Consider the following 12,914-nt stretch of genomic DNA (forward strand, 5'->3'; position numbering starts at 1 on the left):
AATTAATACAAATGATCTTCGGCACTTATTTCCTGAGCATCAATCTTTTTACTATTAATTGCTCTCCAAGTCCAAACAATGTAAGCGATAACAAACGGAACCATTAAAGATACATACCCCATTGCACTTAATGTGTAATGCGACGAAGATGCATTTTGAATGGTTAAAGAGGATTGTAAATCAGCTATTGAAGGATAAAATGAAGTGTTATTTAATCCGGCTAAAATAAATAGAGAAAAAACAACTAAAACCGTTCCTGCACCTGCAAACCAGATTCCCTTCGTATATTTTTCGAGCAAATAAGATTTCGCCAATCCGTACAATACACCAACTACGCCTAACAAAAATAAAACAGCCACAACTGGCATATCCATTAGGTTATGAAGATATTTATAAGGCTCCATACTCACAATACTTGTTTGTGGATCTACTGCAAATCCATCCATCAAGAGCAAGCGAATAACAAAAAATAGAAAAAACACCAAAAATGGAATTCCAGAAATCATCAATTGCTTTTTCGAGCGAGCATAAATTGTATCCTCTTCAATGCTATTCATGAAATACAAACTACCCAATACTCTTGCCAAAAAGAAAACTGTTAATCCTAAAGCAACATTGTGAATAGTAAGCACAGCTTCCAATCCGCCGTATGGCGTTGCCCATTTCGATTGATTAAAATCATTCACTGTAAATTCAGCTCCGTTAAAAAAGGTTCCTACGGCAGTTCCAATTAATATGGTTCCGAATAATCCGTTAATAAACAAGAAAGCTTCGAATGTTTTAGCTCCCCAAACATTATTAGGTTTACTTCTAAATTCGTAAGCAACAGCCTGAATAATAAAACAAAAAAGTATTGCCATCCACACCCAATAGGCCCCTCCAAATGAAGTGGAATAAAACAGAGGAAAAGAGGCAAACATAGCGCCACCAAAGGTTACCAAGGTAGTGAAAGTAAACTCCCACTTTCGTCCTAAGGCATTAATTACCATCGTTCTTTCCAATTCGGATTTTCCTATTCGATAGATTAAGGTCTGACCTCCCTGAACAAACATCAAAAACACAAGTAAACTACCTAATAAAGAATCAATAATCCACCAATATTGTTGTAATGCTAAATGCGATAAATTTTCAAACATGATTAATTTCCTCCATGATTAGGTCCGATTTTAATTTGCTTTAACATGATTTTAATTTCTGCAATTAACAGTCCGGTAAATACTACTAAAAATAAGAAGAATGTAATTTTTACCGACATACTATCAATATTCGAAACTGCTGCCATTGTAGGCATCAAATCCTGAATTACCCATGGCTGACGTCCCATTTCTGCAACAATCCAACCACATTCCGATGCAATATATGCTAAGGGAATACTCCAAATAGCAAGACGTAGAAACCATTTTTTATTTACTACACTTTCCTTGTAAATAAATACCAAACACAAAACAAACAGTAGAATAAAATACATTCCCAAACCAACCATTATATGAAAGCTATAAAAAGACATGGAAATAGGCGGAACCGTATCGTAAGGATCATTAAAATAGCCATACCCGAAATATTTAAAATTAGCTTCGAGTTCTTTTTGAGCTTCTTCTTGCCCCAATTCATCATTCGTTTTCTTTGCTTGTTTAAACGCTTTTAAAGCTGCAATTGCTTTGCGTCCCATTTCCATTTTCACACTAACGGGAGGATGAACTTCCCCATTGTTATCGGTATATCCATTAACAATATCGTGTACCCCGGGCACAAATGCATTTCCATCTAAATATGCCATATAAGAAAGCATGTTAGGAATTTCAATTTTAAAACTAAAATCCTTCATATTCTCGTTCGCTTCATCGCTTTCGGTAGTCGACATAAAACCCAAAGCTACCAAACCCGCACCTCTTGAACCATTATAAAGTCCTTCAATAGCGGCAAACTTCATTGGTTGGTCGCGAACAATTTCCCGAGCCGAATTATCACCAGTCATTACTGTAAATAAGGAAGTAAGCAAACCAAAAACAGCTGCTACTACAATACTTTTCTTCGCAAAAACTACCTCTTTCTTTTTTAACAGGTACCAAGCACTAACTCCAATTACAAAAACAGCACCCAATACATATGCCGACGAAATAGTGTGCAAAAATTTATTTATTGCTGTAGGAGAAAACAAAACCTCCCAAAAGTTATCCATTTCATTACGTGCCGTTTCCGGATTAAATTTCATTCCTACCGGATTTTGCATCCAGCCATTGGCAACCAAAATCCACAATGCAGATAAGTTAGAGCCAACCGCAACCAACCAGGTAGAAAGCAGGTGAAACCTTTTACTAACCTTGTTCCACCCAAAAAACATCACCGCTATAAAGGTTGATTCCAGGAAGAAGGCCATAATTCCTTCGATAGCAAGCGGTGCACCAAATATATCACCTACAAACCAGGAATAATTAGACCAGTTCGTTCCAAACTCAAATTCGAGTATTATTCCGGTAGCTACACCAATGGCGAAATTGATTCCAAAAAGAGTCATCCAGAACTTAGTAATCTTTTTCCATTCCGGATTGTTGGTTTTCACATAAATGGTTTCCATTATCGCGATAATAAAAGCCATTCCTAAGGTTAAGGGAACAAAAATCCAGTGATACATTGCAGTAAGTGCAAACTGTGCCCTGGACCAATCGACTAATGAAAGATCAAAATTTTCAATCATTTTAATTGATTTTTAGGATTAGTTAATTGATCAATCACATAGTCGCTACGCTCCTGATCGTTCGTATATTTAGTGTTTAAAAAATTCGGAAAGAAAAAAAGTTTCAAAACGAAGAACATAATAAATAATTTAATCAAAATAACGAGCCAGAGCTGGCGCCCCCATTTCGCTTGATTTCGGAAACCCTCATAATAAAACCGCCACACCTTTTTTGGCAATTCTATTAGTTTAGATAGTACATTATTCATTGCGCCAAGAACTTTTTTTTAGTGAATCCCTCTAACTTTTTGAAAATAATAAAAGACCAATATGTCTTTTTCTACTTATCAAAATACAAATCAAAGGTAAACTTATTTAAGAAGCATTAACAAAATTGCTTATAGATAGATTTTATAAGCTGATCTAAAAAATCAATAAACATTTAATTTACAATTAGTTAAAATAACTCCTAAAGATAAAACAGCTTCAAACTCATTGATTTTAAAGGTATCTAATAAGATACAAGTCCTTATTATTAATTCCTATATTTTATCTCCTAAAAGCTTAAAAATTTAAATTGCACATTTTATAGTTCACGTTATCAACTCATTAACAATCCAAAACTCGTTCAACAGACAAAAAAATAATTGAATCAGCTTAGTAGATTCGCAATAGGATAGGTCTTTACAAATGAAATTATTTAATTATATTTGAATTAATACGCAATCGTATGTGAAACATAAAAGAATTAAACTATTACAGCCTAAGAACAATAAATACAGAAGTTTACAATCTTTATTTAGAATCTTTTTAAAAACTATTTTTACCTGCTGTTTTAATTGCTTTCCATACAACAAAATAGATGTACACAAACAGAAAACTAACCTAATTGCATAATGAAAGAAGAAACATCAAACAACAGCAGACGAAAATTCCTGAAGAGTGTTGGAATTTCAATTGGTGCAGCAGGTGTTGTTAGTGGATTTTCTCTTCTTGGTGCCGCGAAAGCTGCAGCTCAAGAACCTAGAGAAACTGTAAATCTGTTAACACAAGACGGACAACTAGTTCAAGTTGATAAAGATCAATTGCGCCCAACAGTAACCGAACCTCTTACCGAATTACAAAAAAGGGGTCGTGAAGGGATAGCTGGAAAGTCGTTTGTAATGGTTATTGACCTTAGTAAATGTAGAAATGCTAGAAAATGTATGGATGCTTGTCAAAATCATCACCAACTTAGACCAGACCAGCATCATATTAATGTTCTTCAAATGCAGGATGCAGAACATACTGCTCCTTACTTTATGCCTAAACCATGTCAGCATTGCGACAATCCGCCATGTACCAAGGTTTGCCCTGTAGATGCTACCTTTAAACGTCAGGATGGAATTGTTCTTATTGACAATGAGAGATGTATTGGTTGTAGATTTTGTATTGCTGCCTGTCCCTACTCCGCTCGTATTTTCCAATGGACCGAACCTAAGGATCCTGAAAAATATAAAGACCTTACCTACAATATTGAAGCTAATGTTCCTCAAAAGAAAGGAACAATAAGCAAATGTTTATTTAGTGCCGATAGACTTCGAGAAGACAAACTTCCTTCTTGTGTTTCCTCTTGTCCGAATGGGGTATACTATTTTGGCGATCAGAATGAAGATGCCGTTACCAATGGTACCACTCACGAAACAGTTCGCTTTTCGAAACTGATTGAAGAAAACGCAGGATATACTTTAATGCCCGAATTAGGAACAAAACCTCGTGTTTACTACCTGCCTCCTAAAAATAGAGCTTTTGAGTTTAACGGTGATCTTTTAAACGAAGAGAATCTTCATTAAAACCAGTATTTCTACTATCATTAAAAGAATAAATAAACCGATTTTATTTGCCTAAATAATTTAATCTTATGAATGACTTACCAGAACAGAAAGAAACGAATCTTTCGTTTGAAAAGATAAAAAAAGACATTCTACGTCCCATGCAAAATCACAAAGGATTAGAACTTTGGATTGCTTTCCTATTAACTGTGCTAAGTGTTTGCGCCTGGGCGTACTATGTGCAATTGCGTGATGGGTTAGGAGTTACCGGAATGCGCGATTATGTATCCTGGGGACTATACATTGCCAACTTTGTGTTTTTTGTTGCTGTTAGTTTAGTGGGTATGTTAATATCATCGATTCTGGGTTTGCTCCGAATCGATTGGATCACTCCCATATCACGAATTGCGGAAATAATAGCTGTTGCTTTTGTTGCTGTAGCTGGTTTGGTAATTGTTATGGATATGGGACGCCCCGACAGGGTTATTAATGTGATGATTCATGGTCGATTTCAATCCCCGATTTTATGGGATGTGACCGTAATCACCACCTACCTAACCATCAGTCTTTTATTACTGATATTACCAATGATTCCTGATTTGGCAATCTGCAAGAAGGAACTCAAGAAAACATCACCCATTCTTAAAAAAGTATACAACATTCTTTCTTTCGGATACATTAACACACCTAGTCAGCACAAGCATTTGCACAAAATGATTCGAACATTAATGATTCTTATTGTTCCGGTTGGTTTGGCAATTCATACGGTAACATCATGGCTTTTTGCATCGACATTACGAAATGGATGGGATACTACAATTCTTGGTCCTTACTTTGTTGCTGGTGCATTTGTTGCTGGTGCCGCGGCATTAATTGTAGGAATGTATTTCTTTAGAGTAAACTATAAATTACAAGATTACATTACCGATTTGCACTTTGATAAAATGGGCAAATTAATGGTAGCTGTTTGTTTGGTTTACCTTTACTTTAACTTAAATGAATTTTTAGTGCCTGGGTACAAAATGAAAACCGGCGATGATATTCATTTAAAAGAATTATTTACAGGGCATTGGGCGATCATGTTCTGGTCGTCGCAACTATTGGGTAATATTATTCCAATTATACTATTAGTGACTAAAAAATTCCGTAAACCTCTCCCTATCATGATTATATCTTTATTCATTTTAGCTGGAGCCTGGGTTAAGAGATATGTAATTGTTATCCCAACATTACTTCATCCTCATTTACCAATTCAAAATGTACCTGAGAATTTTGTAAACTACTCTCCTTCGGCAATTGAAATTTCTGTTACTGTATTTAGTTTTGCTCTTGCTCTTTTAATTATCACCGTTTTAGCCAAAATATTTCCGGTTGTACCGATATGCGAAACCGCAGATAATAAAGGAATTAAATACAAAATTGAAGCCTAAAAACATACAAACAATGAAGAATACTATCAAAATAATTGCCAGTTTGTTTCTCCTTTTTGTGTTCACAGCTTCTGTTGCTAAGGGGCAAGATTGGAATGTTCCTGCATCGGCTAAAAATAAGCAAAATCCTTACGAGGCTAGCACTAAAAATATCAGCTCAGGAAAAAAGATTTATAACATTAACTGTAAATCCTGCCATGGCGATGCGGGTATGGGAAACATGTTGCCTTTACAACCCGTTGCTCCTTCCGACTTGGGATCGCAGGCATTTTTAATACAAGGCGATGGAGAAATCTATTACAAAATAAACAAAGGACAAGGGGCAATGCCTACTTTCGAAAAAACCTTAAGCGACGAAGATAAATGGATGGTAATTACCTATCTGCGATCCTTCGATAAAAATAAAAAAGAAAGTAAGCAAGTTGCCGAAGTAGTAAATCCTGAAGTAAGCGATGTAAATCTGGTTTTAGATATCAACAACGAAGAGAAAAAAATAAACGCAAATCTTAGCGGTGTTACCGAAAAAGGAGATCGAGTAGCCTTACAAGGTATTGAACTAAGTATAAAAGTGAAAAGAAGCTTTGGCTATTTAGATATCTCGGGCGACGATGCTTACACCAACGAAAAAGGAAACGTGACTATTCAATTTCCCGCCGATTTACCAGGCGATCGCGAAGGTCATGTAAACTTATTGGTTAAAGTAACTGATGACGCCTACTATGGTGAAGTAAGTGTAGATAGAATTTCCAGCATTGGATTACCAACCGATCCGGTAAACCCTTTGGATGAAAGAGCCATGTGGGGAACCAGAGCAAATGCTCCAATATGGATTATTTTAAGCTATGTTGGCGGAGTAATTAGTATTTGGGGAGTTATCTTTTTGGTACTATTTCAACTTATTCAATTGCCTAAAATGGCAAAAAACAAAGAGTAGTACTACTCAGAATTATTCTCTTTCTTTTTTTTCGATGGTCGTCCTAGCTTATAAAGCAGGTATCCTATCCCAACTAAAAAATGAAGAGCCGTAATTCCAGCAACAATATAAATAAGCGTTGAATCGGATTTCATATTAAATAATCTAAGACTGTAAGGTTTGCAAGATGGTTAAAATGCAGGAAGAAACAAAAAATCACATTTGTGTACACTGTGGCGACGACTGTGGTTCACATCCCGTAATTTGGGATGATAAACCATTTTGTTGCAACGGTTGCTCTACTGTATACCAAATTCTGCACGAAAATGAACTTTGTACCTACTACGATTTTGAATCCAATCCTGGAATTAAGATCGACGCCGGAAAATACAAGGAAAAATTTGCTTTTTTAGACGATCAAGAAATTGCAGACCAACTGTATGATTTTGCCGAAGGAAATATCCGAAAAGTAAGTTTTTATATTCCAAGCATCCATTGTAGTTCGTGTATTTGGCTGTTGGAACATCTCAATATTTTAAATAAAGGAGTTATTAAATCGATGGTTAACTTCGTAAAAAAGGAAGTAGCTATCACCTTTAATTCCGACGAAATATCCATTAAAGAATTGGCGGAACTACTTTCCTCTATTCACTATGTACCCGAAATTACACTCGATAAACTTCAGGAAAAGCAAAATGTAGAAGTAAATAAATCGCTTCTTTATAAAATTGGCATTGCTGGATTTTGTTTTGGGAACATCATGCTACTAAGCTTACCCGAATACGTACCCGGACATGAATATCTGGAAACCCATTTTAAGGAATTCTTTGGCATGATGAATTTCCTTCTTGTGCTACCGGTTTTCTTTTACAGCGGAAGTGATTATCTGTTATCTGCCGCCAAGGCAATAAAACACAAATTTATTAATATCGATGTTCCTATTTCGATGGGAATACTCATGCTTTTTATTCAAAGCAGTATTGAAATATTTACAGGTAGCGGTTCTGGCTACATGGATTCCCTTACGGGATTAATCTTTTTTCTTTTAGTAGGAAAATGGTATCAAAACAGAACGTACCAAGCGCTCTCGTTCGAACGAGATTATCGATCCTATTTCCCGGTTGCTGTAAGCAAACTAGAAAATGGAGTGGAAATCAGCACGCCGATTGAAAAACTGCAAAAAGGAGATATTCTATTAATTCGTAATCAGGAATTGATTCCTGCCGATGGGATTTTAATGAAAGGCGAGGCTCAAATTGATTACAGTTTCGTTACCGGAGAATCGAAACCTGTTTTTAAAGAATCTGGTGATTCCTTATTTGCTGGAGGAAAACAAATGGGAAGCGCTATCGAAATCACCATCGAAAAAGATGTGGTTCAAAGTCGTTTAACCCAATTATGGAATCAATTTGAAGGTGGAGAGGCTTCCGGCACCAAACTAAACTCTTTAATCGACCAGATTAGTAAATATTTTACCATTGTGATTATTGCCATTGGCATGTTTGCAGGAATTTATTGGCTATTGAATGATTCAAGCAAAGCTGTTTTTGCTTTTACATCGGTTTTAATTGTTGCTTGTCCGTGTGCCTTAGCTCTTTCGGCTCCTTTCGCTTTAGGAAACACCATGCGCTTAATGGGAAGAATGGGTATTTACTTAAAAAGTGCAGCCGTAGTCGAAAAACTAAACTACATCACTACCATTGTTTTTGATAAAACAGGAACAATAACCCAAGCCGACGAGGTGAAGGTGAATTTTCATGGAGATACATTAAAGGAGGAAGATAAAGTTGCTGTAAAATCGTTAACCAGGCATTCCACCCATGTTTTGAGCTCTAGTTTGTATGAATTTTACAAAAATATACCTCCCGAAACTGTGGTTGACTATGCAGAACTGCCCTCAATGGGAATTTCGGGGACTATAAACGGACGCCAAATTAAATTAGGTTCGGCAAAATTTATCCGAGAAGGAAAAACAGAAAGCAGCTCCTTAAGCACTGAAGTTTACCTTTCGGTAGATGGTAAGGTAAAAGGATATTTTTCCTTAAGTAATCAATACCGAACTGGTTTGTCTGAATTAATAGATGACTTGGCTCCAAAATTCGATTTGCACATTCTTTCGGGAGATAATGATTCTGAAATGGAAAATCTAAAACAAATATTCCCTGCCAAATCAACCATTCGATTCAACCAATCGCCAAACGATAAGTTAGAATACATCAGCAATTTAAAAAAGGAAAACAAACGTGTTTTAATGATTGGAGATGGCTTAAACGATGCTGGAGCTTTAAAAGCTAGTGATGTTGGAATTTCAATTGCAGATGATATTTACCATTTTTCGCCCGCATGCGATGCCATTTTGGAGGCTTCCAAATTTCAACAATTGCAACATTTTCTAAAAGTATCCAAACGAAGTGTTTTAATAGTAAAACTAAGTTTCATCCTCTCTTTTCTGTACAATATATTTGGATTGTATTTCGCCGTGCAAGGAATTTTATCGCCTATTGTTGCGGCCTTACTAATGCCAATCAGTTCCATTTCGGTGGTGGCATTTGCTACGTTTACAACCAACTACATTGCTCAATCGAAAGAGATTAATAATAAACCCGAATCGAATATTGAAGCAAGCAAAACAACTGCTTCCTTAAAAAAAACGGTTCAACTAAATTAAAAGTAAATGAGTGTATTGTTCGTTTTAATTGGTGTGAGCATGCTTGTAGCCGGAGGATTTCTTATCGCATTCCTTTGGGCCGTGAGAAAAGGACAATATGATGATTCGTATTCTCCCTCGGTTCGAATATTGTTCGACGATCAGGAAAAAGAATCACAGAAAGAAGAAAAAAAAGAACAAATAGAAAAGGAAACAACTAAGAAAAACCATAAATCTTAATTTAATGGAAACACAACATTTTTCGTACGATAACAAAATCGTGAAATTTTTCGCCTACGCAACCATTCTTTGGGGAGTAGTGGGAATGTTGGTAGGGCTTTTGGCTGCGCTGCAATTGGCATTCCCAATTTTTAATTTCGACCTGGCTTATACTTCTTTTGGTAGAATTCGCCCAGTTCATACCAATGCCGTAATTTTTGCTTTTGTTGGTAATGGTATTTTTACTGCAGTTTATTATTCCCTGCAACGCTTGCTTAAAGCCAGAATGTTTAACGACAGACTTAGTTGGATTCATTTTTGGGGTTGGCAAGCCATAATTGTATCGGCTGCAGTTACTTTTGTTTTAGGATTCACTACCAGTAAAGAGTATGCTGAACTGGAATGGCCTATAGATATTGCCCTTACCATTATTTGGGTTGTGTTTGGATGGAATATGTTTGGAACCATTTTAAGAAGAAGAGCCGATCACCTTTATGTTGCCATATGGTTTTATATCGCGACTTTTGTAACGGTTGCCGTTCTTCATATTGGTAATTCCATTGCTTTACCCTATAGCTGGATTCAATCTTATCCTGTTTATGCTGGTGTTCAAGATGCCTTGGTGCAGTGGTGGTATGGTCATAATGCGGTCGCTTTCTTCCTAACTACACCCTACTTAGGATTGATGTACTACTTTTTGCCAAAAGCAGCTAATCGTCCGGTATATTCCTACCGACTATCTATAATTCACTTTTGGGCTTTGATTTTCCTTTACATTTGGGCCGGACCTCATCACCTGCTTTATACGGCTTTACCTGATTGGGCACAATCTTTAGGAGTTGCTTTCTCCATTATGCTTTTAGCTCCGTCGTGGGGAGGAATGTTTAATGGATTATTAACCCTTCGCGGTGCTTGGGATAAAGTTCGCGACAGCGCAACTCTTAAATTTATGGTGGTTGCTGTTACCTGTTACGGAATGTCAACTTTCGAAGGACCAATGATGTCGCTTAAATGGGTAAACTCATTAACTCACTATACCGACTGGACCATTGCTCACGTTCACATTGGAGCCTTAGGTTGGAATGGATTCCTTACTTTTGGAATGTTATACTATTTATTCCCAAAAATGTGGAATACCAAACTATATTCCGAAAAATTAGCCAATACTCACTTCTGGTTTGGTACTTTAGGAATGATCTTTTATGCCTTGCCACTATATTGGGGAGCCATTGTTCAAACCCTTATGTGGAAAGAATTTACTCCAGATGGATTATTAGCTTATCCTAACTTCTTGGAAACGGTAACTCAAATACTACCAATGTATCATGCTAGAGTTTTAGGAGGCCTTCTTTATTTCTCTGGACTGATCTTAATGGTTTATAACCTATTAAAAACTGCATCTGCTGGTAAATGCGTTGATAATGAGGAAGCTTCGGCTCCGGCAATTGTTACCGATGCAAAACGTGGTAAGAGTGAAGGTTTACACCGTTGGTTAGAGAGAAAACCTGTTCAATTTATGGTTTTAGCTACTGTTGCCATCTTAATTGGTGGAGCATTCGAAATTATTCCTACTTATTTAATTAAGTCGAATATACCTACTATCGAAAGTGTGAAACCATATACTCCACTTGAATTGCAAGGAAGAGATATCTATATCCGCGAAGGATGTAATACCTGTCACACGCAAATGGTGCGTCCATTCCGATCGGAAACCGAACGCTATGGAGAGTATTCAAAAGCTGGCGAATCGGTTTACGATCATCCGCACGTATGGGGATCGAAACGAACTGGACCCGATTTGGCTCGCGAAGGTGTGCCTGGTGGAAAAATGTACAAAACAAATGTTTGGCATTTCAATCACATGTTGGATCCTCAAAAAATGAATGCTCAATCTATTATGCCAGCATATCCTTGGCTGATAAAAGATGTATTGGACATTTCATCTACTCCGGCTAAAATTAGAGCTATGACTACTTTAGGTGTTCCATATCCAGAGGGTTACGATTTAATTGCCAACGAAGATTTACAGAAACAAGCAGAAGAAATTGCTGCTGATCTTAAAAATTCAGGCGTTGAAGTAGCAAGTGATAAAGAAATACTAGCCGTTATAGCTTACCTGCAACGTTTAGGTAGAGATATTTCAGTAGAAAACTAGATAGGAGATGGGAGAAAACCTACTTTCAAAGTAATTTCACCTCCTATCTCATCTAAAATTAGAATCATATGAAACGTCCATGTCAAAGCAATTTTAACACACAGGGAAATGATTATCCCAACATGGTAAGTTCCATATGGCAACTAAAAATCAAATAATAATCATATGAAACGTCCATGTATAAAGCTTTCTACACACAGGGAGATGATTATCCCAGCATGGTAAGTTCCATATGGCAAAAACTTAAAATTAGAATCATATGAAAATAGTTAGTCATTACCTACAGGGCATTGCAGATGTTGGCTTTTTTCCAAGCATCTCCCTACTGATTTTCTTCCTGTTTTTTGCAGGAATGCTTTGGTGGACTTTCAAAAAAAGTAACAAAGATTACTTTACAGAAATGGAAAGTTATGCTCTTGACGAGGATAGAGCGCTACCATCGTCTAAAGCAAAAGAATAAACAGGCCCCAAATTCAAGATAAAATGGAAAAAAAAGATAAATTCTTAGAAGAACATGAGCATCTAATCAGCGATCACGATTACGATGGAATTAGAGAATTAAATAACCCGATGCCAACTTGGTGGCGCTATTTATTTTATATCACAATAATTTTTGCGGCTGTTTACATGTTCCGTTATCATGTTTTTGGCGACGATTTACAAATTGCCGAATACAATAAAGAAATGGCTCTTGCCGAAGCAAACAAACCAAAAACTGCTTTTGATGAAAATGCTCTTGTGCTGATGACCGCAAAGGCCGATTTAGACAAAGGGAAAGAACTTTACGATAAAAATTGCATTGCTTGCCACGGAACTTTAGGAGAAGGAAACGCAATTGGTCCGAATCTTACCGATAAGTACTGGTTGAACGGTGGTAGTCTTAAAGAAGTATACCACATTATTAAAGTAGGAAAACCAATGAAAGGCATGTTAGCATGGCAAAATCAATTATCGCCAGAACAAATGCTGCAGGTTTCCAGCTATACCATGAGTCTTGTGGGAACAAATCCGCCAAACGCAAAAGAAGCTCAAGGTGAATTGGTGGAATAATAGTAAAGTTTCAAG

Annotated in this window: 12 protein-coding genes; 8 read left to right on the forward strand and 4 right to left on the reverse strand. The window is 36.6% G+C overall.

Translation table 11 applies throughout. The annotated features are described in order from the left end of the window. Positions 1-2: 2 nt before the first annotated feature. The 3 genes from cydB to BZG02_RS01820 are packed head-to-tail and all read right to left on the reverse strand — an operon-like array spanning position 3 to position 2,943. Positions 3-1,136 carry a cytochrome d ubiquinol oxidase subunit II gene (cydB, locus tag BZG02_RS01810; protein WP_101259696.1) on the reverse strand — a complete coding sequence of 378 codons (1,134 nt, stop codon included), beginning with the start codon at positions 1,134-1,136 and terminating at the stop codon, positions 3-5. Between the two features lie 2 nt (positions 1,137-1,138). Then, on the reverse strand, positions 1,139-2,695 hold the full coding sequence (locus BZG02_RS01815; protein ID WP_101259697.1) for a cytochrome ubiquinol oxidase subunit I: 1,557 nt from the start codon (positions 2,693-2,695) through the stop codon (positions 1,139-1,141). Beyond that, positions 2,692-2,943: a DUF4492 domain-containing protein gene (locus BZG02_RS01820; RefSeq protein WP_101259698.1), complete on the reverse strand. Its 252-nt coding sequence runs from the start codon at positions 2,941-2,943 to the stop codon at positions 2,692-2,694. Before BZG02_RS01820 ends, BZG02_RS01815 begins: the two co-directional genes overlap by 4 nt. Before the next feature lie 627 nt (positions 2,944-3,570). On the opposite strand from BZG02_RS01820, the gene BZG02_RS01825 reads away from it, so the two are divergent. The 3 genes from BZG02_RS01825 to BZG02_RS01835 all read left to right on the forward strand — a co-directional run bounded on the left by BZG02_RS01825 (position 3,571) and on the right by BZG02_RS01835 (position 6,849). Next, on the forward strand, positions 3,571-4,506 hold the full coding sequence (locus BZG02_RS01825; RefSeq protein WP_101259699.1) for a 4Fe-4S dicluster domain-containing protein: 936 nt from the start codon (positions 3,571-3,573) through the stop codon (positions 4,504-4,506). Positions 4,507-4,574: 68 nt separating this feature from the next. Then, positions 4,575-5,915: an NrfD/PsrC family molybdoenzyme membrane anchor subunit gene (gene nrfD / locus BZG02_RS01830; protein WP_101259700.1), complete on the forward strand. Its 1,341-nt coding sequence runs from the start codon at positions 4,575-4,577 to the stop codon at positions 5,913-5,915. A gap of 13 nt (positions 5,916-5,928) precedes the next feature. Next, the gene (locus BZG02_RS01835) at positions 5,929-6,849 is read left to right on the forward strand and encodes a c-type cytochrome (RefSeq protein WP_101259701.1); all 921 of its coding nucleotides are present in this window, start codon (positions 5,929-5,931) and stop codon (positions 6,847-6,849) included. A gap of 2 nt (positions 6,850-6,851) precedes the next feature. Here the strand turns inward: BZG02_RS01835 and BZG02_RS21175 are convergent, their stop codons facing one another. After that, positions 6,852-6,983, reverse strand: a complete 132-nt coding sequence (locus BZG02_RS21175) for a hypothetical protein (protein WP_281253624.1) — start codon at positions 6,981-6,983, stop codon at positions 6,852-6,854. 41 nt (positions 6,984-7,024) lie between these two features. Here BZG02_RS21175 and BZG02_RS01840 point away from each other — a divergent pair, with 41 nt between their 5' ends. The 5 genes from BZG02_RS01840 (at position 7,025) to BZG02_RS01860 (ending at position 12,899) form a co-directional block, all read left to right on the forward strand. After that, complete coding sequence (locus BZG02_RS01840; RefSeq protein ID WP_101259878.1) at positions 7,025-9,496, forward strand: heavy metal translocating P-type ATPase; 2,472 nt, start codon at positions 7,025-7,027, stop codon at positions 9,494-9,496. Between the two features lie 6 nt (positions 9,497-9,502). Beyond that, on the forward strand, positions 9,503-9,715 hold the full coding sequence (ccoS, locus tag BZG02_RS01845) for a cbb3-type cytochrome oxidase assembly protein CcoS (RefSeq protein ID WP_101259702.1): 213 nt from the start codon (positions 9,503-9,505) through the stop codon (positions 9,713-9,715). A 4-nt stretch (positions 9,716-9,719) separates the two neighbouring features. Next, on the forward strand, positions 9,720-11,849 hold the full coding sequence (ccoN, locus tag BZG02_RS01850; protein ID WP_101259703.1) for a cytochrome-c oxidase, cbb3-type subunit I: 2,130 nt from the start codon (positions 9,720-9,722) through the stop codon (positions 11,847-11,849). Between the two features lie 259 nt (positions 11,850-12,108). Next, positions 12,109-12,309 carry a cbb3-type cytochrome oxidase subunit 3 gene (locus BZG02_RS01855; protein WP_101259704.1) on the forward strand — a complete coding sequence of 67 codons (201 nt, stop codon included), beginning with the start codon at positions 12,109-12,111 and terminating at the stop codon, positions 12,307-12,309. A gap of 23 nt (positions 12,310-12,332) precedes the next feature. Continuing rightward, positions 12,333-12,899, forward strand: coding sequence for a cbb3-type cytochrome c oxidase N-terminal domain-containing protein (locus BZG02_RS01860; protein ID WP_101259705.1), 567 nt, complete (start codon positions 12,333-12,335; stop codon positions 12,897-12,899). Positions 12,900-12,914: the final 15 nt, after the last annotated feature.

Source organism: Labilibaculum filiforme, assembly GCF_002843315.1.
Lineage (GTDB): Bacteria > Bacteroidota > Bacteroidia > Bacteroidales > Marinifilaceae > Labilibaculum > Labilibaculum filiforme.

Bases quoted from the DNA above. Each gene is read 5' to 3' on its own strand.
- BZG02_RS01855 (WP_101259704.1), top strand. From the start codon at position 12,109: ATGAAAATAGTTAGTCATTACCTACAGGGCATTGCAGATGTTGGCTTT.
- cydB (WP_101259696.1), bottom strand. From the start codon at position 1,136: ATGTTTGAAAATTTATCGCATTTAGCATTACAACAATATTGGTGGATT.
- BZG02_RS01840 (WP_101259878.1), top strand. From the start codon at position 7,025: ATGCAGGAAGAAACAAAAAATCACATTTGTGTACACTGTGGCGACGAC.
- BZG02_RS01860 (WP_101259705.1), top strand. From the start codon at position 12,333: ATGGAAAAAAAAGATAAATTCTTAGAAGAACATGAGCATCTAATCAGC.
- BZG02_RS01815 (WP_101259697.1), bottom strand. From the start codon at position 2,695: ATGATTGAAAATTTTGATCTTTCATTAGTCGATTGGTCCAGGGCACAG.
- BZG02_RS01835 (WP_101259701.1), top strand. From the start codon at position 5,929: ATGAAGAATACTATCAAAATAATTGCCAGTTTGTTTCTCCTTTTTGTG.
- BZG02_RS01820 (WP_101259698.1), bottom strand. From the start codon at position 2,943: ATGAATAATGTACTATCTAAACTAATAGAATTGCCAAAAAAGGTGTGG.
- ccoN (WP_101259703.1), top strand. From the start codon at position 9,720: ATGGAAACACAACATTTTTCGTACGATAACAAAATCGTGAAATTTTTC.
- nrfD (WP_101259700.1), top strand. From the start codon at position 4,575: ATGAATGACTTACCAGAACAGAAAGAAACGAATCTTTCGTTTGAAAAG.
- ccoS (WP_101259702.1), top strand. From the start codon at position 9,503: ATGAGTGTATTGTTCGTTTTAATTGGTGTGAGCATGCTTGTAGCCGGA.
- BZG02_RS21175 (WP_281253624.1), bottom strand. From the start codon at position 6,983: ATGAAATCCGATTCAACGCTTATTTATATTGTTGCTGGAATTACGGCT.
- BZG02_RS01825 (WP_101259699.1), top strand. From the start codon at position 3,571: ATGAAAGAAGAAACATCAAACAACAGCAGACGAAAATTCCTGAAGAGT.